This window comes from Streptomyces abyssomicinicus (assembly GCF_008974245.1).
Classification (GTDB): Bacteria; Actinomycetota; Actinomycetes; order Streptomycetales; family Streptomycetaceae; genus Streptomyces; species Streptomyces abyssomicinicus.
The window spans coordinates 434,370-458,349 of record NZ_BBZI01000009.1 but is presented as its reverse complement, the minus strand read 5'-3'; the positions used below and the strand labels follow the sequence as shown (position 1 = coordinate 458,349).

The following is a 23,980-nucleotide window of genomic DNA, read 5'->3' as shown; positions in this document are numbered from 1 at the left end:
GACGGCCCGGCGGCTCCCCGAAGGGGCCACCGGGCCGAAAGGACGGACGCCGCGGGCGGGATCAGACGGAGCGGCAGAACTCCTCAGCCGTCTTGACGAAGATGTCGTTGGCCTCCGTCTCGCCGACCGTGACCCGCACACCCTCCCCGGCGAACGGCCGGACCACCACGCCCGCCTGCTCGCAGGCCGCCGCGAACTCCATGGTCCGCTCATCGAGCCGCAGCCAGACGAAGTTGGCCTCGGTGTCCGGCACGGTCCACCCCTGCTCGCGCAGGGCCGCGACCACCCGGTTGCGCTCGCACACCAGGGAGCCCACCCGGCCGAGGAGTTCGTCCTCCGCGCGCAGCGAGGCGACCGCCGCGTCCTGGGCGAGCTGGCTGACACCGAACGGCACGGCGGTCTTGCGCAGCGCGGCAGCCACCGGCTCATGGGCGATGGCGAAGCCGACCCGCAGCCCGGCCAGGCCGTACGCCTTGGAGAAGGTGCGCAGCACACAGACGTTGGGGCGGTCCCGGTAGAGCTCCACGCCGTCCGGAACGTCCTGGTCCCGGATGAACTCCCGGTAGGCCTCGTCCAGCACCACCAGCACGTCGCCGGGCACCCGGTCGAGGAACCTCTCCAGTTCGGCCCGGCGCACCACGGTGCCCGTCGGGTTGTTGGGGTTGCAGACGAAGATCAGCCGGGTCCGCTCGGTGATCGCGTCGGCCATCGCGTCGAGGTCGTGGACCTCACCCGGCGTGAGGGGCACCTCCACCGGGGTGGCGCCGCTGATCCGGGTGATGATCGGGTACGCCTCGAAGGAGCGCCAGGCGTAGATCACCTCGTCGCCCGGACCGCTGGTGGCCTGCAGCAGCTGCTGCGCGACGCCCACCGAGCCGGTGCCGGTGGCCACGTGGGAGGCGGGCACACCGAAGCGCTCCGCCAGCTCCTCGGTCAGGCCGGCGCAGGCCATGTCCGGGTAGCGGTTGAACGAGGCCGCGGAGGCCACCACGCTCTCCAGCACGCCGGGCAGCGGCGGGTAGGGGTTCTCGTTGGAGGACAGCTTGTAGGCGACCGGACCCGACCCCGAGGCCGGGCGGCCCGGCTTGTAGGAGGGCACTCCCTCAAGCTCGGCACGCAGTTTGGGGCTCGTCTCGCTCACCGCAGTCCTCCTCATGACGGCCGGCGGCTCACTTCGCCGACGGCACCGATGGCTATCAGCCTAAGAGCCGCACCCCGCCGCGGGACCGGCCCGGCCAGGGCGCGGCACCCGGTCGCAGCCGGCCCGGGGCAACCAGGGGCGCGGCCGGTGAAATCACGCGCGCCGGTGGCTTGCGCCGTGGCGCGCATCACCCGTGCAGGTGAGTTGCACCCGGTCCGGAACCTTGTCCTTGCACGCCGCATTCACCCGCCGGGACGCCCGGTCCATTGACCGAAGGTGCCTGTGCCCTTTGTTTCCAAGGCTTTTCTCGTCAGATGACCATGGAGAATCGTCCCTGTCAATGGCCGCATATGCATCGAATCCGGCCTGCCTCCTGAGCCCTACTATCGGCTCGCCATGACAGCAGCAGGGAAGCACCAGGTGAACCGGGCTGAGATCACCCGCCGGGGCAGCCGATCGGGCCGGGCGGGGATCCGGGACGTGGCCGCCGCGGCCGGGGTCTCCATCACGACCGTCTCCGACGCCCTCAACGGCAAGGGCCGACTGCCCGATGCCACCCGACGCCATGTCCGTGAGGTGGCCGACCGTCTCGGTTACCGCCCCTCGGCCGCGGCCCGAACCCTCCGTACGGGCAAGTCCGGCCTCATCGGCCTGACGGTGACCACGTACGGGGATGAACCTTTCACCTTCACCGAGTTCGCCTACTTCGCCGAGATGGCCCGGGCGGCCTCCTCGGCGGCGCTGGACCGCGGTTACGCCCTGGTGATCCTGCCCGCGACCTCACGGCACGACGTGTGGTCCAACGTGGCGCTGGACGGCACCGTGGTCATCGACCCGTCGGACCACGATCCGGTCGTCGCCGAACTGGCCCGCCAGGGTTTACCGGTGGTCTCCGACGGCCGCCCCAACGGCGCCCTTCCGGTGACGGCATGGGTGGACAACGACCACGAGGCCGCCGTCCTGGGCATCCTGGACCACCTGGCCGCGGCCGGCGCCCGGCGCATCGGGCTCCTCACCGGCACCAGCACCGACACGTACACCCGGCTGTCCACCACCGCCTACCTGCGCTGGTGCGAGAGTGTCGGGCAGGAGCCGGTCTACGAGTCCTATCCGGCCCACGACCCGTGCGCGGGAGCCGTGGCCGCCGACCGGCTGCTGGCCCGGCCGGACCGGCCCGACGCGGTGTACGGCCTCTTCGACCCCAACGGCACCGACCTGCTCGCCGCCGCCCGGCGGTACGGGCTGCGGGTGCCGGAGGACCTGCTGCTGGTGTGTTGCAGCGAGTCCTCGGTCTACGCGTCCACCGAACCGCCGATCACCACGCTCTCCCTCAAGCCGCGCCGGATCGGCACGGCCGTGGTGCAGCTGCTGATCGACGCCATCGAGGGAATCGCCTCGGACCAGCCGGTCGAGCAGGTCATACCGACCGAGCTGATCGTCCGCGCCTCCTCCCAGCGCCGCCCGACCCGCACCACCGTGAGTCCGCCGCGCAACCCGGGTACCGGTTGATCCCTGCGCCGCCTGGATCCCGCGCGCCGGAGGAGGGGCCGGTACGCGGGCCGGGCTGGTACGCAGGCCGGTACGCGTACCGGGCCTGGCGGGGGTGTCCGGCGCCATGACCTGACGGCTCAACGGGGGGCGGGTGGCCAGGACGGCAGGGGCGGCAGCACCTGGGAGGGTGACCTCACCGGAACATGCGGCCCCAGCTGGACGGGCGGCCCCAACCGGGCGGGCGGCCCCAGCGGGACGGGCGGCTGCGGGGCCGGGCTGACCCGTGAGCTGGGTCGCTTGCCCGGCTGGCGCTGGGTCTACCTCCGACCGGCGCGGGCTCCCTCCGACCGGCGCGGGCTCCCTCCGACCGGCAGGGTCTCCGCCAGACCGGCAGGGTCTCCGCCAGACCGGCAGGGTCTCCGCCAGACCGACGGGGTCTCCGCCTGACCGACGGGGCGTCCCTGGCAGGGGGGTGACCTTCGGGCGATGAGGGAAGGGGCTGTGCGCTCGGACGGGAGGCCGGGCCGGCGGCGCCGCGGGAAGGCCGCGCTGAGCAGCCCCGGGAGACGGCCCCGAGAGGCGGCCCCGGGCCGGACGGTGACGTCCAGGGGCGCGGGAGCGTGGCCGGTGCGCCGCCCGTGGTCGAGGCGGGCACGAGCGACGGTTCGGGCGGGTCGTCCGGACGGGGGGTCAACCCCCGCACACCGCGCGATTCGGACGAAATCCAGCACGCCATCGGCCATCCCCGCCGGATTCACCACCCCTGGGTCGTCACACGGCGCGATCCGCGTTCCTATGATGGGCGCACGACACCGCGGGCCGCTGCCACCAGGCAGTCCGATGCGGTGCAGACGCGGCGCGATGGTGGAGGGGTCGATGACTCAGGGGGCCGGTCGGGGACCCGAGGTGGAGCGTACGGCGACACTGCGCGACTTCCGGGTGCCGGCATACGTCCACGAACCCGCGCCGCACGTCGCGGCCGGCCCTCCTCCTGCGGCCCCGCCGCCGGTGGCGCGCACCGAGCCGCCCGCCTCCCCGCGCCCGGAGCCCCATCCCGGGTCCGTGCCCCCGGAGGCCTTCCCGGACGGGCCGCCCGACGGGTACACCCCGACCGAGCGGAACCTTCCGGTGATCCGCCGCGGAGACACCCTGCAGCTCACCCCGTCGGCGGTCACCGCTCCGGCCGCAGCGGAGGCGCAGGCCGCCGGACAGCCCGCTCCCGGCCCGCTCTACGTCGTGGGCGACGTCCACGGCTACCTCGACGAACTCCTCGACGCGCTGCGGGGCCAGGGCATCGTCGACGAGAACGGCAACTGGTCGGCGGGCAACACCCGGTTGTGGTTCCTGGGCGACTTCACCGACCGGGGCCCGGACGGCGTCGGCGTGATCGAGCTGGTGATGCGGCTGTCGGCCGAGGCCGCGGCGGCCGGCGGATACTGCAAGGCGCTGCTGGGCAACCACGAACTGCTCCTGCTCGGCGCCAAGCGGTACGGCGACACCCCGGTCAACTCCGGTGCCGGGACCGCCACCTTCCAGGCGGCCTGGCTGCTCAACGGCGGCCAGAAGACGGACATGGAGCGCCTCCAGGACCACCACCTCCAGTGGATGGCCCGGCTGGCCGCGATGGAGGAGGTCGACGGCCACCTGCTGGTGCACTCCGACACCACCGCGTACCTGGAGTTCGGCGGCTCCATCCAGGAGGTCAACGACACCGTGCGGGAGACCCTGACCCGCAACGACGCGGACGAGGTCTGGGACCTGTTCCGCAAGTTCACCAAGCGGTTCGCCTTCCGCGACTCCGGCGGTGTGCAGGCCGCCCGTGAACTCCTCGACGCCTACGGCGGCACCCGGATCGTCCACGGACACAGCCCGATCCCCTACCTCACCGGTGAGGCCGGCACGGAGGACGGCGAGTCCGGCCACGGCCGCCCGCTCATCGACGGCCCGCACATCTACGCCGACGGACTCGCCGTCGCCATGGACGGCGGAGTCACCATGGCCGGCACCCTCCTGGTGCGCCGCCTGCCGATCGTCTGAGGACGAGCGCCGACGAAGCGCACGGACCCGGGCGAGTGGTCCGGGCCTGACGCGTGCCTGCCGTGCTCCTGCCGCGTGCCTGCGCCCACGACTGGCCAGGCAACGCCAAGTCCCTTGTGCCACACGGCAGTTCACGCGTCACGTCAGCTGCCGGATCCGGCGCTCGTCCGGCGGCGAAAACGTGAAACCTCCCGTAATCCCCTTGTCATCACCCGCCGCCGCGGCACTACCATCGGACTATCCGTAGCAGGCTCCCCTCCGTCCCAGCCAGACGGCTCGTCGGCATGCCGAGCCACAGCCCTACGGAGCATCGGGGGATGCACATGACCAGCCACCCGCAGCAGCTGCGGTACGAGGACCGCCCCGATTTCGAGCGAGCCCTGGACGAGGCCCTGCGCTCGACCCCGCGGTACGACGACCCGGCGGGGCCCGCCGGCCGCCCGAACAGCGAGCAGCTGCGCACGCTCGCCCTGGAGCGCGCCGACGAGATCATGGAGGCGGCGGCCGCCGAGTACGGCCACTACCGCGACCTCCGCGAGGGCCTTCGGCACCTCGCCGACGCGGGACGGGAATCGTCCTCCGAGGCGGGCACTCCCTCCGCCCGGGCGGACGCCGACGCGACCGGTCCCGGAGCCGCCGCCGTGGCGGTCGTCCTGGCCCCGCTGCTGGCGGGGGCGTCGGCGGCCGTCCTGCTGCTGATCGGCTACGTCCTGAAGATGCTCACACCGGAGCCGGCCATGGCCGCGGCCCTGCTGACCGCCGGCTGGACGTTCGGCGCGCTGGCGGCCGCCGCGCTGCTGGCCGCCGCGGCCGGGCTGCTGATCACCGCCGTGCGCAACGGCTCCCGCGCGTACCACGTCGCGCCGCGGCACCGCCCGGACGCGGACCTGGAACGGGCCCGCGACGAGTGGCTGGAGGCGCTGCGGGAGCGTGGGATCCGTCCCTTCCTCCAGGAAGCGGCGACCTGGCCCCCGCAGGTCTCCCCGACCACGGGCGGCCGACCTGCGGAGCCGGGCGGCCACGACGGCTACCCCGGCACCGGCACGCACCGGGAACCCGGCCGGCTCGCCGGCCCGCGCTTCAGCAGCCCGGGGTACAGCAGCCCGGACTTCTCCAGCCGGACCCGGCACACGGACTGACCGGCCGGCACCGCACGGCACCAGCCATCAGCCACCGGCCGGCACCGTCTGGCACGGGCCGGCGCCGGATGACACCGGCCGGGCGCACACGTCACCCGGCCGGCCTCCACGGCGCCGGTGCCCACCGACGCGGCCCGGTGCGGGCAGGGCACGGGCAGGACACGGCCAGGACCGCCCCGTCCACGCCCGGACCGCCCCGTCCGCGCCGCGCCCGGCCCGGACAAGGTGACGCGGCCCGAGCCGGCCCCACGGCGGCCCGAGCCGGCCCCACGGGCGGCCCGTACCCCGCATCGGTGCGCACCGATGCGGGTGACGGACCACCGCTCGGCGCACGGCCGTCAGCGGTACGTCACGCCGCTGCGTGACGTGCAGCCGCACGTCACGCAGCCGTACGTCACGCCGCGGTCCGGCGCGCCCCGCGTCAGTCCGCCACGGCCTCGACGGGCGGCTCCGCACGCTCTGCCCGCTCCGCCAGCGGCAGGTACACCCGGTTGCCGCCCGCCGCGAACTCCTTGGACTTCTGGAGCATGCCCTCGGCGATCGCCTCCGCGGAACCCGCCGCCGCATCCCCGCCGAACCGCTCGTTGATGTCCCGGCTGATCCGCATCGAGCAGAACTTCGGCCCGCACATCGAGCAGAAGTGCGCCGTCTTCGCGGGTTCGGCCGGCAGCGTCTCGTCGTGGAACTCCCGCGCGGTGTCCGGGTCGAGGGAGAGGTCGAACTGGTCCTCCCACCGGAACTCGAACCGCGCGTCTGAGAGCGCGTCGTCCCACTCCTGGGCGCCCGGATGCCCCTTGGCCAGGTCGGCGGCGTGGGCGGCGATCCGGTACGTGATCACGCCCGTCTTGACGTCGTCCCGGTCGGGCAGGCCCAGGTGTTCCTTGGGGGTGACGTAGCAAAGCATCGCCGTACCCCACCAGGCGATCATCGCCGCGCCGATGCCGGAGGTGATGTGGTCGTAGCCCGGAGCGATGTCCGTGGTCAGCGGGCCGAGCGTATAGAACGGAGCTTCATCGCAGATCTCCTGCTGAAGGTCGATGTTCTCCTTGATCTTGTGCATCGGGACGTGGCCCGGGCCCTCGATCATCGTCTGCACACCACAACGCTTGGCGATCCGGTTGAGTTCCCCGAGCGTGCGCAACTCCGCGAACTGGGCTTCGTCGTTGGCGTCGGCGATCGACCCCGGGCGCAGGCCGTCGCCCAGCGAGTAGGTGACGTCGTAGGAGGCCAGGATCTCGCTCAGTTCCTCGAAGTTCTCGTAGAGGAAGCTCTCCTTGTGGTGCGCCAGGCACCAGGCCGCCATGATCGATCCGCCCCGGGAGACGATACCGGTCTTCCTCCCGGCCGTCAGCGGCACGTAGGCCAGCCGTACGCCGGCGTGCACGGTCATGTAGTCCACGCCCTGCTCGGCCTGTTCGATCACCGTGTCCCGGTAGATCTCCCAGGTCAGCTCCTCTGCCTTGCCGTCCACCTTCTCCAACGCCTGGTAGAGGGGCACGGTCCCGATCGGGACGGGGGAGTTGCGCAGCACCCACTCACGCGTGGTGTGGATGTTGCGGCCGGTGGAGAGGTCCATCACCGTGTCGGCGCCCCATCGGGTCGCCCAGGTCATCTTCTCCACCTCCTCCTCGATGGAGGAGGTCACCGCGGAGTTGCCGATGTTGGCGTTGACCTTCACCAGGAAACGCTTGCCGATGATCATCGGCTCGATCTCCGGATGGTTCACGTTGGCGGGCAGCACGGCCCGCCCCGCCGCGATCTCCTCCCGCACGACCTCCGGCGAGACGTTTTCCCGGAGGGCGACGAACTCCATCTCGGGCGTGATCTCGCCCCGCCGGGCATAGGCGAGCTGGGTCGCCGGCCGCCCCTCCAGGCTGCGGCGCGGACGCCGCGGGTCGCCCGGGAAGACCGCGTCCAGGTTACGCAGTCCGCCGCGCGGTGAGGTGTGGCGGATGCCGTCGTCCTCGGGTCGGACCGGCCGGCCCGGATACTCCTCGGTGTCGCCGCGGGCGATGATCCAGTTCTGCCGCAGCGGCGGCAGACCCCGGCGCACGTCGGTGACGACCGCCGGATCGGTGTACGGGCCGGAGGTGTCGTACAGCGACACCGAACGGCCATTGGTGAGGTGGACCTGACGTACTGGCACGCGGATGTCGGTCCGCGAGCCTTCCACGTAGCTCTTGTGCCAACGAGCAGGCGTGCGTGCGTCCTTGTCGGTCATGAGACCTACTCCCTACGCCGGCATTACCCGGTAACAGGTTCGGCGGTCGACGCAGCGGTCTCCGGTGCGATGTTTCCCGTGAAACATCGTCTGTCCGCCCTGGGACAGGGCGGAACGGAAGTCAGCGTCCTCTCAGCCCGGTGCTCCGAGCTCCCGCGTGTGCAAAGGTGACCCCACGCTAGCGTCCCGCCGGGCGCGGTGAACAGTAGGCCTCTGTCACTCTTGGGATGATCTGTCCGTGAGCACCATGCAACCGCCTCCCGAACCGCCGCGTCCCCCCACCGGCGCACACGTGCCTCACGGCCACCCGCAGGGTCCCGGTCACGCCCATGGACACGGCCCCGGCCAGGGCCAGGGACACCCCCGTGACCCCGGACACCGCCAAGGGCCCCCACCCGACCAGGGCTCCGGCCACGGCTCCGGTAACGGCCACGGATCCGGCCACGGCTCCGGTCCCGGTGACGGCCACGGTCACGGCCACAGCCACGCTCACGGGCCCGCCGCGCCGGCCTCCCGCCGACTGCGGAGGATCATCACCGCCGTCCTGGTCCCGTTCGCCGCCGCGGTGGTCGTCGGCCTGCTCGTGCTCTGGCCCGGCGGGGCACCGGGGCACGAGCGCTCCGGTGTGGGCTTCGACCGGCACACGGAGCAGGCCACCGTGACCCAGGTGGAGAAGACGTCCTGCGGCCAGGGGAACCAGAAGAGCCGGCAGTGCACGCTGGCGACCGTTCGCATCGACACCGGCAAGGACCAGGGAAAGACCTTCGTCGAGACGGTCCAGCGTGACCAGTCCCGGCAGTTGGCGAAGGGCGACTCGGTGATCGTCGCCTACGAGCCGACCGCGCCGAAGGAACTCCAGTACTCGGTCATGGACATGGACCGGAAGTTCCCGCTGGCCCTGCTGGCGGCCATCTTCGCGGTGGCGGTCGTGGTCGTGGGCCGGCTGCGGGGCCTGATGGCGCTCATCGCCCTGGCGGTGAGCTTTCTGGTGCTCACCCTGTTCATCCTCCCGGCCATCCTGCAGGGCTCGAATCCGCTGCTGGTGGCGGTGGTCGGGTCCAGCGCCATCATGCTGATCGCGCTCTATCTCTGCCACGGGCTGTCGGCCAGAACATCGGTGGCGGTCCTGGGCACCCTGGTGTCGCTGGTGCTGATCGGCATCCTGGGCTCGGTCTTCATCGGATGGGGCGACCTGACCGGCAACACCGACGACAACACCGGACTGATCCACGGCCTGTACCCGCAGCTCGACATGAGCGGTCTGCTCCTGGCGGGGGTCATCATCGGTTCACTGGGCGTCCTGGACGACGTGACGGTCACCCAGACCTCGGCGGTATGGGAACTCCACGAGGCCAACCCCTCGCTCGGTCCGCGCGGGCTCTACCGGGCCGGTCTGCGGATCGGCCGGGACCACATCGCCTCGGTGGTCAACACCCTGGTCCTGGCCTACGCCGGTGCGGCACTGCCGCTGCTGCTGCTCTTCTCGATCGCCCAGAGCAGTGTGGGCTCGGTCGCCAACAGCGAGCTGGTCGCCCAGGAGATCGTGCGCACCCTGATCGGTTCCATCGGCCTGGTGGCCTCGGTACCGGTGACCACCGCGCTGGCCGCCCTGGTGGTCGCCGCGGACCGCCCGGGGCCGGACGGACCCGGCGCCGGCTCCACGGCGGGGCGGGGCGTTGGCCGTTCCGGAGGGCGGGCGGCGGGTCAGTCGGGTCAGGGTCCCGGCCGAGCCCTCGGCGGGCGCGGAACGCGGGGGCGTCGCCGCCGCCGCTGAGCCCCGGTGCGTCCGGTCCCCGCACGGGACACGAACGGGGAGACGCGGCGGGAGTCACGCGGGGGCGGGGAGTCGGTGTCCGGAGTGCGGCGGGGAAGGACCGCTCGCTCTCCGGACACCTGGCCGAAGCGTTCCTTCACACATCCGGAACGGGTGGCGGTGGCAAGGTCAGCCGGCGCTCTGTTCCTCGGCCAGGATGCGGTCGAGCGCCTCGTCGAGGTGGGCGTCGAAGTCCGCCAGCGCGCCCTCCTGGCCGAGCGGCACCAGCTTGTCCGTCCGGTCGAGGAACGCCACCAGCGGAGCGGCCCCGGACCGGAACAGCGCCTGGTCGCGTCCGACCTGGAGCCGGATCAGCACCTCGCCCAGCATGTCGGGGTCGGCGGGCGACACCCGTACGTCGCCGTCCCCGCAGGGCCGCCCCACACCGTCGATCAGCAGCTCCCGACCGAAGGCCCAGGTCACCGGCGCGTCACCAGGAAGGTGAAAGGTCAGTCGCACGGCGAACGGATCAGAGGTCTCGTAGCGCAGCTCGACCGGAATGCGGAACGAGAGCTCGTCCGAGACGAGAAAGTTCATCATGACCTCTGCCTGCACCGACTCGCGCATCGCCTACCCCGTCTTTTGTCCTCGGGTTTCCGGGACTCATCCTGCTGACCCTGCGCGCCATCTTGCTGAACGTACACGGCGAATCACAAGGAGTGATTTTTCAGATACTGAAAGACAGGGCCAGGGCCGCGGGCTCGCGCCCGATCTCGGCCTGGAGCCGGCGGGCCGTGGGGAGCAGGTGGTCGGCCTGGTGAACGGGGAGGGAGACGGCCACCGCGGCGACGATGGTCCCGATCCTGATGGGGATCGCGGCGCACACCGTGCCCAGCGCGTATTCCTGACGCTCGATCACTGGCTCCCCATGACGGCCCGCCGCCAAACGCCGCAGGAGCGCGGTCTCGTCCTCGACCGTGTACGGGGTCAGTGACCGCACCGGATGACGGGCCAGGTGGTCCCGCCGGTCCTCCTCGTCGAGCTGGGAGAGCAGACACTGCCCGATGGCGTGCGCGTGGCCGGTGGACCGGAAATCGGCCCACTCGTCGACCGCGGGGTGCTCCTGGGAGTCCGCGACGCCGACGACCTCGATCTCTCCGTCGCGGTACCGGGCGCAGTAGAGCGGCGCCCCGACGACGCCGTGCCAGTGGGCCAGTGTGTCGGTGACGGCGCTGTGACGTCTCTGCCGGGCCACCCTGCGGCTCAGCCGCTCGGCGGCGTCACCGAGGTGGAAGAGCCCGCTGTCGCGGCGCAGATAGCCCTCGTGGACGAGGGTCCGCAGGAGGTGGTACGTGGTCGGCAGGGCCAGCCCGGTCTGCCGGGCCAGTTGCTTGGCCGGCGCCCCCTGTTCGTGCGCGGCGACCGTCTCCAGCAGCCGCATGGCCCGCTGGACCGATCCGATGAGCGTCGCCGGCTGTCCCTGGCCCGGCCGTCCGGCGGACCCGCCCCCTCTGCCTCCTCCGCGTTCCTTCGCGGCAGCGGCCGGGGCATGGTCTGCCTGGGTCGGCTGGGCGGGCACGGTGGGGGCGCGTCGTGAGGCGGACGCGGTGTCGGCCGTGGCCAAGGGTCACTCCCGGAGCGCGAGGAGGCTGCCCGTGCCGGGGCAACACGGGCGATTGCGGGCCGCCCGCGGGGGTTCTGGCTCCCCCACGTCGAGCTCCGGACTCTAACTGCCCGTCACCGTCCGCATACACCCCGCGGGCGAAGCTTCCCTCTCACGGGGGATCGGCCCCTTGCGCTCCCGGGAGCGGCTACCACTTCCGTTCGGAGGACGCGGAGGACGATCCCTTGGCCTTCCGCACCAGGAAGATCAGACCCCCCACCAGCGCCACGAAGACCAGCACCTTGAAGAGCAGACCCACCAGGAAGCCGAGCACGCTCGCTATCAGGCCGCCGAAGACGACCAGAGCGATCACCGGGATCGCGATCCACTTCACCCACCACGGCACGTCCGCGAAGATCTCACGCATCGCCCAGCCCTTTCCCTGTAAGTCGTCCGCTACGTCTTCGATGCTAGGCGTGCGAGGGGCCCGGCAGGGCCTCCGAGCACCCTCGTTCGTCCCTGACCGCCCCCCTAGGGGTCGCGTCGGCCGACACCCGGACACGGCCGGTCCCGGCGCTCCCCCGGCTCCTCCGGGGCCGTCGGCGCCCTCCGGCGCAGTCAGCCCTCGGGCGGCGAGAAGACCACCATCACGCGAAGGTCCTCGCTGATGTGGTGGAACTTGTGCGGGACGTTGGCCGGAACGTAGACCACGCTGCCGCGCGCCACCTCGGTGGTCTCGGTCCCCACCGTGAGCCAGCCGCGCCCGCTCACCACGAAGTACACCTCGTCCTGGTGATGCGGCTGCTGCGGGTCCTGCGCACCGGCGTCCAGCGCGTAAAGACCCACCGACATGTTCCGCTCCCGCAGGAACTGCAGGTACGCGCCCTCGTTGGCGGCCCGCTCCGCTTCCAGTTCATCCAGCCGGAATGCTTTCATCGCCCCGTTCACCCTCCGGGTCAGGACCAGAATCGATCTCTTCTGCCACGATCAGATACATGATGAATTTCCTAGTCAAGACGCTCGCCAATGCCGGTGCCCTGGCGGTCGCCGTGTGGCTGATCGACAAGATCAACCTGGACGGCGGCAGCACCGGCGAGAAGGCATGGACGCTGGTCGTGGTGGCGTTGATCTTCGGCCTGGTGAACCTGCTGGTGAAGCCGGTCGTCCTGCTCCTGACCCTGCCGTTGTTCATCCTCACCCTGGGCCTGATCACCCTGGTGGTCAACGCCCTGATGCTGCTGCTCACGTCCTGGATCGCCGGCGAGCTCGACCTGAGCTTCCACGTCGAGGGCTTCTGGACCGCGGTCCTGGGCGGCCTGGTCATCTCGGTGGTCTCCTGGGCCCTGAACCTGGTCCTGCCCGACAAGGACTGAACTCGCCCGGCGTCCGGTGCGGAGCCCGGCGTCCCGTCCCTGACCTGCCCGTCCGCACCCACCCGTGCGCCCGCCGGTCCGGCCGCCCTGAGACAGTGAGGGCGGCGGGCCCCTACCGGCCGCCACCGGACGTGAGCAACAGGAAGGACGGGCCGCATGAACGACTCCGCCGCCGAGCCCTCGGCACAGGACACCGGCGCACGGAACGCCGCCCCGGACGGCACGGGTCCCACCGGCTGCGGGACGGGCGACGGCACCCGCGCGGTGCGCGCCGGTCTGCCGGAAGCCGTGAAGTACGAGCCGACCCTCCCCGGCCCCGTCTTCGCCGCCCACTTCCACCTCCCGGGTGAACCCACCGGCCCCTACACGTACGGCCGCGACGAGAACCCCACCTGGACGTTGCTGGAGAACGCCATCGGTGAGCTCGAGGCTCCCGGGCGGGACGACGTGGAGACCCTGGTCTTCCCCTCCGGCATGGGCGCGATCTCCGCGGTGATCTTCTCCCAGCTCCGCTCCGGTGACACGGTGGTCCTGCCCAGCGACGGCTACCAGGTGTTCCCCCTGGTCCGGGCCCAGCTCGAGGCGTTCGGCGTCGAGGTGCGCACCGCGCCCACCGGTGGTGACGCCCAGCTCGAGGTCCTCGACGGGGCCACCCTGCTCTGGATCGAGACGCCCTCCAACCCCGGCCTGGACGTCTGCGACGTGCGCCGGCTCGCCGAGGAGGCGCACGCCCGGGGCATCCTGGTGGCCGTCGACAACACCCTGGCCACGCCGCTCGGCCAGCGGCCCCTGGAGCTGGGCGCGGACTTCTCGGTGGCCAGCGGCACCAAGCAGCTCACCGGCCATGGGGACGTGCTGCTCGGCTACGTGACCGGCGCCCGCGGCGAGGCGATGGACGCGGTCCGGCGGTGGCGGAAGATCGTCGGGGTCATCCCCGGTCCCATGGAGGCGTGGCTGGCGCACCGCTCGATCTCCACCCTCCAGATGCGGGTGGACCGGCAGGCGGCCACCGCCCTCACCCTGGCCCGGACGCTCAAGGAGCGCCCGGAGGTCACCGACCTGCGCTACCCGGGGCTGCCCGACGACCCGTCGTACGCCGTGGCCTCCCGCCAGATGCGCCGCTTCGGCTGCGTCGTCTCCTTCACCCTCCCCGGCCGCGAGCACGCGGAACGCTTCCTGGAGGCACTGCGCCTGGTGGACGAGGCGACCAGCTTCGGCGGCGTGCGGTCCAGTGCGGAGCGGCGCGGTCGCTGGGGCGGGGACGCGGTGCCCGCCGGCTTCATCCGTCTCTCGGTGGGCGCGGAGGACCCGGAGGACCTGGTGGCGGACGTGCTGCGAGCCCTCGACGAGGCCGCGCGGCCGGTCTCCGGGAGCTGATCCCCCGCCCGCTGTCGGGCCTGCCCGACAAGCACGCCAACGGCCCGGTCCGAGCCTCCCCCCTCGTGGCTCGGACCGGGCCCCCGGCCTGCCGCACGACCACCCGGTCGCACCGCGCGACCAAGGCTAGTTGACTCTGTGTCAGTGTCCAATCACTGGAGCGACAGAGACCTATCGACATATTTATAGTTGTACGCTTCCGGCGGGCCGCCGCGGGCGGTCCGTACCGTCCTGGAATGCCGAGGGGGGCGTCCATGGATCTGGCCTTGCTCCGTACCTTCGTGGCGGTGCACCGGGCCGGCTCCTTCACGCGCGCCGCCGCGCTCCTGGGGCTCTCCCAGCCCGCCGTGACCTCGCAGATCCGCACGCTGGAACGCCAGCTCGGACGTCCGCTCTTCCTGCGGCGGGCCCGCGGAGTCGTTCCCACCACCATCGGCGACGAACTGGCCCACAAGGCGGCACCCCACCTGGACGCCCTGGTGGGGATCGCCGAGACAGGCCTCGACGAGCACATCTCCCGGACCCTCCACCTGGCCGGACCACCCGAGTTCGTGGCGGAGCGCCTCCTGCCCGCGCTGATCGGTCTCACCGGCGAGGACGGCCCGCCCCCGCCCCTGCGCGCCTCGTTCGGCAACGACGAGGAGATCCTCGAAGGGCTGGCCGCGGGGCACTACGACCTCGCCGTGACCACCGCCCGCCCCCGTGGCGCCCTGCTGAACGCCACACCGCTGTGCGACGAGGAGCATGTGCTGGTAGCCGCTCCCGACCTGGCCGCCGTGGCAGGCACGACCGACGCCGCACGGCCCGGCACCGGACCGGCCGACGGCCCCACCAGGGCGTCCGGCGACCCCGTCAGGACGTCCGGGGGTCCTGCCGGAGCCTCCGGGGGGCCTGGCAGGGCGTCCGGGCATCCCGCCAGGACGTCCGACGACCCTGCGGTGCCGTCGGTGCCTGCGGTGCCGTCGGTGACGTCGGTGCCGCTGTCACCGGAGGAGATCCGCGCCAGGCTGGACCGGCTGCCCGTGGTCGAGGTGCACGAGTCGCTCCCGTTCGTCTCGCGCTTCTGGTCCTCCGTGTTCGACGCCCGGCCGGCCGCCGCCTCCGGCGCGGTGGTGGTGCCGGACCTCAGGGCCGTGCTGGCCTGCGCCGTGCGGGGCGCCGGGCTCGCCGTCCTGCCGCGGTATCTCTGCGCTCCCGCCCTCGACCAGGGCACCGTGGTCTGCCTGTACGAGCCCGATGTGCCCCCGCTGCGCACGTACTTCCTGGTGGTGCGTACCGGAACCCTGGGCCTGCCCCACATCGGACGGGTTCACGAGCGGCTCCAGCGGGCTGCTGCGGCCTGGTCCTGACGGCCGCGGTCCCGGGCGAATGGCCGTGGGCGATGTTTCACGTGGAACATCGCGGGCCAGATTCCCCCCATGACCGTCCGCCCCGTGGTCAAGCGCACCGCCCGCGCCGTCCTGCTGGACGGCCCCGATCTCATCCTGATCAAGCGAACCAAGCCTGGCGTCGACCCCTACTGGGTCACTCCCGGAGGCGGGGTGGAGCCCGAGGACACCACCGTCGTCGAGGCGCTGCACCGCGAGGTGCACGAGGAGCTCGGCGCCAAGATCACGGGCGTCATCCCGTGCTTCGTGGACACGGTGGAACACATCGGCCCGGACGAGGCGTCGACCGGCGTGAAGGTGCAGCACTTCTTCGTCTGCCGACTGGAGTCCATGGATCCCGCCCTCCGCCACGGCCCCGAGGTCGAGGAGCCGGCCGGGGAGTACGAGATCGTGCGGGTGCCGTTCACCCGGATCGGCATCGCCTCCGTCCATCTCGTGCCGCTCTCCCTGCGGCACTACCTGGACGGCAACATCGAGGGCGTCCGCGCCCTGCACGCCGCGGACCTGGTCTGAATCCGGGCGACGGCTCGCCGCCGACGCCCTAGGGTGCCGTCATGGACGACCTCCTCATACGCCCGGCCGAGACGGACGACGTGCCGGCCATCGTGGCCCTGTACGCCGACGACCCGCTCGGCGCCCACCGCGAGACCCCGGACGACCTCGCCCCCTACCTGGCCGCACTGAAGCGGCTCACGGACGACCCGAACCAGCACCTGATGGTGGCCGAACGCTCGGGGAGGGTCGTCGGCACCCTGCAACTGTCCGTGATCCCGGGCCTGTCGCGCCGTGGCACCACCCGGTCGGTCATCGAGGGCGTCCGGGTGCACTCCGCCGAGCGCGGTGGCGGCCTGGGCAGCCACCTCGTCCGGTGGGCGATCGAGGAGTCCGGGCGGCAGGGGTGCCAACTGGTGCAGCTGACCTCCGACGCCACCCGGACCGATACCCGACGGTTCTACGAGCGCCTCGGCTTCACCGCCTCGCACATCGGTTTCAAGTTCCAGCTCTGACGGGAGATCACCCCTCCTGCCTGAGCCCGCGCCACCCCTCCTCGTCCACGCCTCCCGGAACCGGGGCGGCGGGGTCGTAGGCGGTGCGGGTGAAGACGAAGGAGCCCAGGTCGAGATGGGTCACGGTGCCGTCCGGCGCTCGGACCGCGCGCAGGGTCTCCCCCGCGTAGTAGCCCTCCAGGCCGATCCAGGAGCCGTCACCGGCGGCCCGGAACCGGGACCGCCGGCCAGGGGCGCCCATCGGGTCGAGGGAGACCCCGCCGTCGGCCGTCATGCGCAGCACGAAGGGCGAGGTGCCCCAGTACCAGGGCCCGGTGAGCGCCAGCACGGCCGGGTCGACCTCCGGGAGGGGCCGCCAGGGTTCGGGGATCCGCGGCTCGGCCTCCGCCACGATGCGCACCAGGTCCGCGCCGACCGTGGAGATGGAGAGGCCGGAGGTGCAGTTGACCAGCACCACCGAGGCCACGTCGTCCTCGACGGCGATGGACAGGTTGGCCAGGTAGCCGGGAAGCGAGCCGGAGTGCCCGACCAGCCTGCGTTCACCCCACTGCTGGACCTGCATCCCCAGCCCGTAGCCGGACCCCGCCGCCAGGTCGCCCGGCTCGGGCGGCGCGGCGGGGGTGCGCATCTCCACGACGGAGGACGCGCTCAGCACCCGGTCGTCGCCACGGGCGAGGAAGACGGCGAAGCGCGCCAGGTCCTCGGTGGTCGACCACAGCTGCCCGGCGGGCGCCATCCGGCCCAGGTCCTCGACCGGTTCGGGGAGCAGCACGTCGGCCCACGGGTGGACGGCCCAGCCGCCCGCGTGCGGGGCCACCGGGTCCGGGCCGGTGCGACGGAGCCCGAGCGGTTCCAGCACCTCACGGCGCAGCACCCGCTCCCAGGGCTCCTGCCGCAGCTCCTCCACCAGAGCGCCCAGCAGCGTGTAACCGGGGTTGGAGTAGTGGAAGCGGCGTCCGCCCGGGTGCAGCAGCGGATCCTCGCCGAGGACGTCGGCCAGTCCGGGACGCAGCGATCCGGGCGTCCGCTCCCACCAGGGACCGGGCGACTCGGCTGCCAGGCCCGCGGTGTGGGCGAGCAGCTGGGCGATGGTGGCCCCACCGGCCGAGGTGCCCGGGAGGTGCTTCTCCAGAGGGTCCTCGAGCGAGATGCGTCCCTCGTCGCGCAGCCGCAGCACGAGGACAGCGGTGAAGGTCTTGGTGATCGAGCCGATCCGGTACTGGACGTCGCCGTCGGGCGCGTGCCCGTTGACCGAGGTCCGCGACCCGGTCCACACGATCTCCCCGCCCCTCACGACCGCGGCGGTCAGTGACGGGGCCCGGCCCTCGGCCTGTGCGACGGCGATCCGGTGCAGCAGCGCGCGACGGGTGGCGGGGAGCAGGGCGTGCTCTTCCTGAGGTGTCGTCATGGCACTCAGTGGATCAGACGGATCCGGGCGACGGGACCACCGCGGAACGTCGCGCGGACGCCACGGGAGCCCCAATGCGCGCACGAGCGGCAGATCACGGGTCGCGGCCGCACGTCGGCCGTAATTCGATTGACCTGGGGGTGGTGCCGGTACTGCACTGTGGCGGGCGCCACGGTCGTGGTGCCGGTATCCCGGGGAGGCACCGCCAGCGATGGAGATCCGTTCCACGACCGACCAGGACCTCGACGTCTTCGTCGACACCCTCCACGTCGCGTTCGGGGTCGTCCCGGACACCCCGGCCGACGGCAGGGGCGCCTGGTGGTCGGCGTTCGAGATGGACCGCGGCCTGATCGCCGAGACGGACGACGGGCGCCCGGTCGGCACCGCGGGCGCCTACTCCTTCGAGCTCACGCTGCCCGGCGAGGTCCTCGTCCCGGCCCCCGGGGTGACCGCGGTCGGCGTGTTGCCCACGCACCGGCGCCAGGGTGTACTCACCGCGATGATGCGGCGGCAGCTCACCGACCTGAAGGCCCAGGGAGAGGTCCTCGCCGTGCTGCTGGCCTCGGAGGCCCCGATCTACGGCAGGTTCGGCTACGGGCCGGCCACCTACACGCAGCGGCTGACGGTGCCGCGCCACCAGGCCGCCTGGTCGCTCCCCCGGGCACGCGGGACGGGTAACGGCGCGAACACCGGCTCGGGCTCCGGCTCCGGATCGGGCTCCGGAGTCGGCTCCGGATCGGGCTCCGGAGTCGGCTCCGGATCGGGCTCCGTGGAGGTGCTGCGCCGTTCCCGGTGCGGAGAGCTCCTGGAGGAGGTCTACGACCGGTACCGCCGCGCACAGCCCGGCGCGCTCTCCCGGCCCCACCGCTGGTGGGAACGGGGCGCGGGGCAGCCCCCCGTCTCCGAAGCGCCCCGGTACGTCGCCGTCCACCGGGACGCCGACGGTGTCCCGGACGGCTACGCCAGCTACTCGCTGGCGGACCAGGTCCTGACGGTCGACGAGACCATCGCCGCCGACGACGCGGTCTTCACGGACCTCGCCAGGTTCGTCCTCGGCCACGACCTGGTCGAGAAGGTCGTGTTCAAGCACGTCCCGCCCGGACACCCGCTGCGCTGGCAGCTGACCGACCACCGCGCCGGCGAGGTCGGCCACGTCACCGACTGGCTCTGGGTGCGCCTGCTGGACGTCCCCCGGGCGCTGACCTCCCGCGGCTGGTTCACCGACGGCGAGCTGGTCCTCGACGTCGACGACCCGTTCCTCGGCGAGCGGGGACGCCACCTGCTGACCGTCCGGGACGGGAAGGCGGACTGCGTCCCCACCGACCTCGACCCCGACCTGTCACTGGACGTGCAGGACCTTGGCGCCGTCTACCTCGGCGGCACCTCGGTGAGCACCCTGGTGCGAGCGGGACACATCCGGGCCCACCGCCCGGGCGCGGCCGCCCTCGCGGACGCCCTCTTCCGCGCCGAGCGTCCTCCGCACTGCCTGCACTGGTTCTGACGCCGTCGCGTCCGCGGGGTCCCCGCGGACGGGTACAGGGTCTGGGCGAGCCGGATCGCGCGCCGATGAGTTCCCCGGGCCACGCTGGTCTCCACACCGGACACGGACGGAAGGCTCGGCCATGCGGAAACTGATCTACGGCATGAATCTGACCCTGGACGGCTACATCGCCGCGGCCGGCGACGACATCGGCTGGAGCGGACCGCCGAGCCACGAGCTGTTCCAGTGGTGGCTCGACCACGAGCAGGCGACTGGCCTGTCGCTGTACGGGCGCAAGCTCTGGGAGGTGATGAGCGTCTACTGGCCGACCGGCGACCAGCAGCCCGACGCCACCCCGGCCCAGGTCGAGTTTGCGCGGAACTGGCGGGACACGCCGAAGGTCGTGTTCTCCTCGACGATCGACAAGGTCGACTGGAACGCCCGCCTGGTCACCGGCGACGCGATCGCCGAGATCACCCGGCTCAAGGCCGAGGACGGCGGCCCGATGAGCATCGGCGGCGCGACGCTCGCCGGGGCGGCCATGCGCGCCGGGCTGATCGACGAATACGTGATCGCCACCCATCCGGTCCTGGTGGGCGGCGGCACGCCGTTCTTCGCCGCGGTGGACAGCTGGGTGAACCTGAACCTGGTGGAGACGCGGACGCTTCCCGACGGCGTGATCCTGACCAGGTACGAGACAAGGCGCTGAGCAGCGTCCCGCCGGCCCCTAGCTTGGACGGGTGCCCCTCACCGGCGCGCACCCTCGCGGCCGTCTCCCCCGCCGGACGCTTCCGAACCCACGAGCGATGTCCCGCGAGCCCACGGTGTCGGGGGCACCACCGGGCACCACCCGGGCACCACCGAGGCGCCACCGTCGGAGCCCGATCACCCGTACCGGTGGGCGGCTCGACCTACCGGTCTCCGATCCGCGTCAGCTCTGGGCCATGTCCACGAAGCGCGAGTAGTGGCCCTGGAAGGCGACGGTGATGGTGGCCGTCGGACCGTTACGGTGCTTGGCCACGATCAGGTCGGCCTCACCCGCGCGCGGGGACTCCTTCTCGTAGGCGTCCTCGCGGTGCAGGAGGATGACCATGTCGGCGTCCTGCTCGATGGATCCGGACTCACGCAGGTCGGAGACCATCGGCTTCTTGTCGGTCCGCTGCTCGGGGCCTCGGTTCAGCTGGGAGAGCGCGATCACCGGGATCTCCAGCTCCTTGGCCAGCAGCTTGAGGTTACGGGACATGTCCGAGACCTCCTGCTGGCGGCTCTCGGCGCGCTTGGATCCGCCGGACTGCATCAGCTGGAGGTAGTCGATGACGACCAGCTTGAGGTCGTTGCGCTGCTTCAGCCGACGGCACTTGGCCCTGATCTCCATCATCGACAGGTTCGGGGAGTCGTCGATGTAGAGCGGCGCGGCGGAGACGTCGGGCATCCTGCGCGCCAGCCGCGTCCAGTCGTCGTCGGTCATGGTGCCGGACCGCATGTGGTGCAGGGCCACCCGCGCCTCCGCGGAGAGCAGTCGCATGGCGATCTCGTTGCGGCCCATCTCCAGGGAGAAGATCACACTGGGCAGCTGGTGCTTGATCGACGCCGCACGGGCGAAGTCCAGCGCCAGGGTCGACTTACCCATGGCCGGACGGGCGGCGATGACGACCATCTGACCGGGATGCAGACCGTTGGTCAGGGCGTCGAAGTCGGTGAAGCCGGTGGGGACGCCGGTCATCTCTCCGCTGCGGGATCCGATCGCCTCGATCTCGTCGAGCGCGCCCTCCATGATGTCGCCGAGCGGGAGGTAGTCCTCGCTGGTGCGCTGCTCGGTGACGGCGTAGATCTCGGCCTGGGCGCGGTTGACGATCTCGTCGACGTCGTCGTCCGCCGCGTATCCCATCTGGGTGATCCGCGTTCCGGCCTCCACCAGGCGGCGAAGCACGGCCCGTTCGTGGACGATCTCCGCGTAGTACTCGGCGTTGGCCGCGGTGGGGACCGTCTGGACCAGGGTGTGCAGGTAGGCGGCGCCACCCACCTTGTTGATCTCGCCCCGCTTGGTGAGCTCGGCGGCGATGGTGATCGGGTCGGCCGGCTCGCCCTTGGCGTACACGTCCAGGATGGCCTGGTAGATCAGCTCATGGGCCGGCTTGTAGAAGTCGTGGCCCTTGAGGACCTCCACCACGTCCGCGATGGCGTCCTTGGACAGCAGCATGCCGCCGAGCACGGACTGTTCGGCGTCGAGGTCCTGCGGCGGCACCCGTTCGAAGGGGGAGACCTCCTGGTCGGCCCACCTTCCTTCCCCGGAACGGTCCCCACGACCGCCGGAACGGCCCGGACCGGAGTCCTCACGGCGGCGCGACGCGGGCAGACGATCACTGGGACCGCTCTCGGCCCAGGGGTCGTCCAAGGGCTCGGAAATGCTCACCGAGCGACCCTCCTCCCGTCCGCCGTGCGGACCTCGCCGTGCCTACCAGTTGTACGACACGGCTCTGACAGATCGAGCTGCTCGCCTACCCTTGAGATGTGCCGGTTACGTGGGGGTATTTCCACTCGGCGCGGGGGTGAGCACCGCACCACGCTAAGCCCGCAGGCACCCTCAGCCAATCTGGTTATCCACAGGCCATGTGGAAGACCGGCCGTATGCTGTGGACAACTCCTCGAATCCTGTGCACGAGTCGGTGGACAGCGCTGTGAACAAGCCCGCAGGATTCCTGTCGCCATCTCGTTGACCTGCGCTTACGTCGCCCAGGGGTTGTGCAGAAGAAAAAAATCGGCCGCCCGGTCAAGATCTCCCGGAACGCTGTGCGAGAGGCCACGTCAGCCCCGGCGAAGTAAGCGCCACAACTGCGTTGCGCCACTTACCTGTGGAAGATTAGATTGGTGCTTATGACACAGGCTTCCGCTATCGGTCGGACGGGCCGCCGCCGACATGACCGCGAGATCATCGCGCTGGCTCTCCCGGCCTTCGGGGCCTTGGTCGCCGAGCCCCTTTTCATCCTCGCGGACAGCGCCATCGTCGGGCATTTGGGCACCGCGCAACTGGCCGGTCTCGGCGTGGCGTCGGCTCTGCTGACGACTGCGGTCAGCGTCTTCGTCTTTCTCGCCTATGCGACCACCGCCGCCGTTGCCCGGCGGGTCGGTGCCGGTGACCTCGGCGCCGCCATCCGACAGGGCATGGACGGCATCTGGCTGGCGCTTCTCCTGGGCTGCGCGGTGATCGCTGTCGTGCTGCCCACCGCCCCGGACCTGGTCGGGCTGTTCGGCGCTTCCGACACCGCTGCCCCGTACGCCGTCACCTATCTGCGGATCTCCTCGCTCGGCATACCCCCGATGTTGATCGTCCTCGCCGCGACCGGCGTGCTGCGAGGACTGCAGGACACCAAGACACCCTTGCGGGTGGCCATCGCCGGATTCGTGGCCAATGCTGTCCTCAATGTGGTGCTGGTCTACGGCGCCGGCATGGGGATCGCGGGTTCCGCCTGGGGCACGGTGATCGCCCAGTGCGGCATGGCGGCCGTCTACCTGGTCGTGGTCGTGCGCGGGGCCCGGCGCCATGGGGCGTCACTGCGTCCGGATGCGGCCGGGATCCGGGCGTCCGCTCAGGCCGGCGTCCCACTGCTGGTCCGCACCCTCTCCCTGAGGGCAATTCTGATGATCGCCACTGCGGTCGCGGCCCGGCTGGGCGACGCCGACGTGGCAGCCCACCAGATCGTCCTCTCCCTGTGGAGCCTGCTGGCCTTCGCCCTGGACGCCATCGCCATCGCCGGGCAGGCCATCATCGGGCGCTACCTCGGAGCCGGAGATGCTCAGAAAGCCCGCGAGGTCTGCCGCCGCATGGTCGAGTGGGGGATCGCCGCGGGCATCGCCCTCGGACTCCTGGTGGTAGTGGCGCGCCCCCTTCTGTTGCCGTTGTTCACCGGCGACGCCACGGTCCATGATGCGGCGTTCCCGGCTCTGATCGTCATCGCATTGGGCCAGCCGCTCTGCGGGGTCGTCTTCGTACTGGACGGCGTGCTCATGGGCGCGGGCGACGGCCCCTATCTGGCCTGGGCCATGCTCGCCACGCTCGTCGTCTTCACGCCCGCCGCACTTCTGGTGCCCGCCATGGGTGGCGGTCTTACCGCGCTCTGGGGAGCGATGACGCTGATGATGGCCGTGCGACTGCTGACTCTCTGGTGGCGCGCCCGATCCGGACGGTGGATCGTCACCGGCGCGACCCGCTGACGGCGGCCGGCGCACCCGCAACCAGCGACCCCCAAGGGGAGCCCGCCGCCGTTTCACGTGAAACAGCGCAGCGGCAGGGGGCAGGACGACAAGAAGGGCCGCACCCTACGGGGTGCGGCCCTTCTTGGTGGTCGTGAGCGTCAGCTCAGTCCCGAGCCGAGGCTCAGGCGGAGACGACCTCGACGCTGACCTTGGCAGCGACCTCGGGGTGCAGACGCACCGAGGTCTCGTGCGAGCCCAGGGTCTTGATCGGGGCGCCCAGCTCGATGCGGCGCTTGTCGACCTCGGGGCCACCGGAAGCCTTGATCGCGGAAGCGATGTCGGCCGGGGTGACGGAGCCGAAGAGACGA

The 23,980-nt window shown here is 71.7% G+C and carries 21 protein-coding genes; 12 read left to right on the top strand and 9 right to left on the bottom strand.

From position 1 onward, the window contains the following. Nucleotides 1–61: 61 nt before the first annotated feature. Nucleotides 62–1,141 carry a histidinol-phosphate transaminase gene (gene hisC / locus GBN72_RS22385; RefSeq protein ID WP_151773650.1) on the bottom strand — a complete coding sequence of 360 codons (1,080 nt, stop codon included), beginning with the start codon at nt 1,139–1,141 and terminating at the stop codon, nt 62–64. Between the two features lie 396 nt (nt 1,142–1,537). On the opposite strand from hisC, the gene GBN72_RS22380 reads away from it, so the two are divergent. The 3 genes from GBN72_RS22380 (at nt 1,538) to GBN72_RS22370 (ending at nt 5,808) form a co-directional block, all read left to right on the top strand. Further along, a complete protein-coding gene (locus GBN72_RS22380; protein ID WP_151773649.1) occupies nt 1,538–2,650 on the top strand; it encodes a LacI family DNA-binding transcriptional regulator in 1,113 nt (370 codons plus the stop codon). An 858-nt stretch (nt 2,651–3,508) separates the two neighbouring features. Beyond that, nucleotides 3,509–4,669, top strand: coding sequence for a metallophosphoesterase (locus tag GBN72_RS22375; protein ID WP_164540798.1), 1,161 nt, complete (start codon nt 3,509–3,511; stop codon nt 4,667–4,669). Between the two features lie 317 nt (nt 4,670–4,986). After that, nucleotides 4,987–5,808 (top strand): hypothetical protein, encoded by an 822-nt coding sequence (locus GBN72_RS22370; protein ID WP_151773648.1) that lies wholly within the window; start codon nt 4,987–4,989, stop codon nt 5,806–5,808. A gap of 421 nt (nt 5,809–6,229) precedes the next feature. On the opposite strand, the gene thiC is transcribed toward GBN72_RS22370, so the two are convergent. Further along, nucleotides 6,230–8,029, bottom strand: a complete 1,800-nt coding sequence (thiC, locus tag GBN72_RS22365) for a phosphomethylpyrimidine synthase ThiC (protein WP_151773647.1) — start codon at nt 8,027–8,029, stop codon at nt 6,230–6,232. A 247-nt stretch (nt 8,030–8,276) separates the two neighbouring features. Here thiC and GBN72_RS22360 point away from each other — a divergent pair, with 247 nt between their 5' ends. After that, a complete protein-coding gene (locus GBN72_RS22360) occupies nt 8,277–9,803 on the top strand; it encodes a YibE/F family protein (RefSeq protein ID WP_164540813.1) in 1,527 nt (508 codons plus the stop codon). A 168-nt stretch (nt 9,804–9,971) separates the two neighbouring features. On the opposite strand, the gene GBN72_RS22355 is transcribed toward GBN72_RS22360, so the two are convergent. The 4 genes from GBN72_RS22355 to GBN72_RS22340 form a co-directional block, all read right to left on the bottom strand. Then, nucleotides 9,972–10,409, bottom strand: coding sequence for an SsgA family sporulation/cell division regulator (locus GBN72_RS22355; RefSeq protein ID WP_108956397.1), 438 nt, complete (start codon nt 10,407–10,409; stop codon nt 9,972–9,974). 100 nt (nt 10,410–10,509) lie between these two features. Continuing rightward, nucleotides 10,510–11,406: an IclR family transcriptional regulator gene (locus GBN72_RS22350; protein WP_281371852.1), complete on the bottom strand. Its 897-nt coding sequence runs from the start codon at nt 11,404–11,406 to the stop codon at nt 10,510–10,512. A 187-nt stretch (nt 11,407–11,593) separates the two neighbouring features. Continuing rightward, nucleotides 11,594–11,812: a DUF5326 family protein gene (locus GBN72_RS22345; RefSeq protein ID WP_151773645.1), complete on the bottom strand. Its 219-nt coding sequence runs from the start codon at nt 11,810–11,812 to the stop codon at nt 11,594–11,596. Nucleotides 11,813–12,003: 191 nt separating this feature from the next. Further along, nucleotides 12,004–12,321, bottom strand: coding sequence for a cupin domain-containing protein (locus GBN72_RS22340; protein WP_151773644.1), 318 nt, complete (start codon nt 12,319–12,321; stop codon nt 12,004–12,006). Nucleotides 12,322–12,380: 59 nt separating this feature from the next. Between GBN72_RS22340 and GBN72_RS22335 the strand changes: the two genes are divergently transcribed. From GBN72_RS22335 to GBN72_RS22310, 5 genes are all read left to right on the top strand, one after another. Next, nucleotides 12,381–12,758, top strand: a complete 378-nt coding sequence (locus tag GBN72_RS22335) for a phage holin family protein (protein WP_151773643.1) — start codon at nt 12,381–12,383, stop codon at nt 12,756–12,758. 156 nt (nt 12,759–12,914) lie between these two features. Next, nucleotides 12,915–14,135 (top strand): cystathionine gamma-lyase, encoded by a 1,221-nt coding sequence (locus GBN72_RS22330; protein ID WP_151773642.1) that lies wholly within the window; start codon nt 12,915–12,917, stop codon nt 14,133–14,135. A gap of 254 nt (nt 14,136–14,389) precedes the next feature. Beyond that, nucleotides 14,390–15,484, top strand: coding sequence for a LysR family transcriptional regulator (locus GBN72_RS35450; protein ID WP_246212759.1), 1,095 nt, complete (start codon nt 14,390–14,392; stop codon nt 15,482–15,484). Nucleotides 15,485–15,553: 69 nt separating this feature from the next. Continuing rightward, a complete protein-coding gene (locus GBN72_RS22315) occupies nt 15,554–16,036 on the top strand; it encodes an NUDIX domain-containing protein (RefSeq protein ID WP_151773641.1) in 483 nt (160 codons plus the stop codon). 41 nt (nt 16,037–16,077) lie between these two features. After that, nucleotides 16,078–16,530 carry a GNAT family N-acetyltransferase gene (locus tag GBN72_RS22310; protein WP_151773640.1) on the top strand — a complete coding sequence of 151 codons (453 nt, stop codon included), beginning with the start codon at nt 16,078–16,080 and terminating at the stop codon, nt 16,528–16,530. Between the two features lie 7 nt (nt 16,531–16,537). Here GBN72_RS22310 and GBN72_RS22305 read toward each other — a convergent pair whose 3' ends face one another. Further along, on the bottom strand, nt 16,538–17,938 hold the full coding sequence (locus tag GBN72_RS22305) for a serine hydrolase domain-containing protein (RefSeq protein ID WP_151773639.1): 1,401 nt from the start codon (nt 17,936–17,938) through the stop codon (nt 16,538–16,540). Nucleotides 17,939–18,149: 211 nt separating this feature from the next. Between GBN72_RS22305 and GBN72_RS22300 the strand changes: the two genes are divergently transcribed. Both GBN72_RS22300 and GBN72_RS22295 read left to right on the top strand, forming a co-directional pair. After that, nucleotides 18,150–19,439, top strand: coding sequence for a GNAT family N-acetyltransferase (locus GBN72_RS22300; protein WP_151773638.1), 1,290 nt, complete (start codon nt 18,150–18,152; stop codon nt 19,437–19,439). A 121-nt stretch (nt 19,440–19,560) separates the two neighbouring features. Continuing rightward, nucleotides 19,561–20,127, top strand: a complete 567-nt coding sequence (locus GBN72_RS22295; protein ID WP_151773637.1) for a dihydrofolate reductase family protein — start codon at nt 19,561–19,563, stop codon at nt 20,125–20,127. Nucleotides 20,128–20,349: 222 nt separating this feature from the next. Here GBN72_RS22295 and dnaB read toward each other — a convergent pair whose 3' ends face one another. Further along, a complete protein-coding gene (gene dnaB / locus GBN72_RS22290; RefSeq protein WP_151773636.1) occupies nt 20,350–21,831 on the bottom strand; it encodes a replicative DNA helicase in 1,482 nt (493 codons plus the stop codon). A gap of 452 nt (nt 21,832–22,283) precedes the next feature. On the opposite strand from dnaB, the gene GBN72_RS22285 reads away from it, so the two are divergent. Next, nucleotides 22,284–23,630, top strand: coding sequence for an MATE family efflux transporter (locus GBN72_RS22285; RefSeq protein WP_151773635.1), 1,347 nt, complete (start codon nt 22,284–22,286; stop codon nt 23,628–23,630). 163 nt (nt 23,631–23,793) lie between these two features. Here the strand turns inward: GBN72_RS22285 and GBN72_RS22280 are convergent. Continuing rightward, a partial coding sequence (locus GBN72_RS22280) for a 50S ribosomal L9 C-terminal domain-containing protein (RefSeq protein ID WP_281371851.1) occupies nt 23,794–23,980 on the bottom strand: 187 nt, incomplete at its 5' end.

Excerpts from the sequence above, each read along its gene's own strand:
- GBN72_RS22380 (WP_151773649.1), top strand. The coding sequence starts at position 1,538 with ATGACAGCAGCAGGGAAGCACCAGGTGAACCGGGCTGAGATCACCCGC.
- GBN72_RS22375 (WP_164540798.1), top strand. The coding sequence starts at position 3,509 with ATGACTCAGGGGGCCGGTCGGGGACCCGAGGTGGAGCGTACGGCGACA.
- GBN72_RS22370 (WP_151773648.1), top strand. The coding sequence starts at position 4,987 with ATGCACATGACCAGCCACCCGCAGCAGCTGCGGTACGAGGACCGCCCC.
- thiC (WP_151773647.1), bottom strand. The coding sequence starts at position 8,029 with ATGACCGACAAGGACGCACGCACGCCTGCTCGTTGGCACAAGAGCTAC.
- GBN72_RS22360 (WP_164540813.1), top strand. The coding sequence starts at position 8,277 with ATGCAACCGCCTCCCGAACCGCCGCGTCCCCCCACCGGCGCACACGTG.
- GBN72_RS22355 (WP_108956397.1), bottom strand. The coding sequence starts at position 10,409 with ATGCGCGAGTCGGTGCAGGCAGAGGTCATGATGAACTTTCTCGTCTCG.
- GBN72_RS22345 (WP_151773645.1), bottom strand. The coding sequence starts at position 11,812 with ATGCGTGAGATCTTCGCGGACGTGCCGTGGTGGGTGAAGTGGATCGCG.
- GBN72_RS22340 (WP_151773644.1), bottom strand. The coding sequence starts at position 12,321 with ATGAAAGCATTCCGGCTGGATGAACTGGAAGCGGAGCGGGCCGCCAAC.
- GBN72_RS22335 (WP_151773643.1), top strand. The coding sequence starts at position 12,381 with ATGATGAATTTCCTAGTCAAGACGCTCGCCAATGCCGGTGCCCTGGCG.
- GBN72_RS22330 (WP_151773642.1), top strand. The coding sequence starts at position 12,915 with ATGAACGACTCCGCCGCCGAGCCCTCGGCACAGGACACCGGCGCACGG.
- GBN72_RS35450 (WP_246212759.1), top strand. The coding sequence starts at position 14,390 with ATGGATCTGGCCTTGCTCCGTACCTTCGTGGCGGTGCACCGGGCCGGC.
- GBN72_RS22315 (WP_151773641.1), top strand. The coding sequence starts at position 15,554 with ATGACCGTCCGCCCCGTGGTCAAGCGCACCGCCCGCGCCGTCCTGCTG.
- GBN72_RS22310 (WP_151773640.1), top strand. The coding sequence starts at position 16,078 with ATGGACGACCTCCTCATACGCCCGGCCGAGACGGACGACGTGCCGGCC.
- GBN72_RS22305 (WP_151773639.1), bottom strand. The coding sequence starts at position 17,938 with ATGACGACACCTCAGGAAGAGCACGCCCTGCTCCCCGCCACCCGTCGC.
- GBN72_RS22300 (WP_151773638.1), top strand. The coding sequence starts at position 18,150 with ATGGAGATCCGTTCCACGACCGACCAGGACCTCGACGTCTTCGTCGAC.
- GBN72_RS22295 (WP_151773637.1), top strand. The coding sequence starts at position 19,561 with ATGCGGAAACTGATCTACGGCATGAATCTGACCCTGGACGGCTACATC.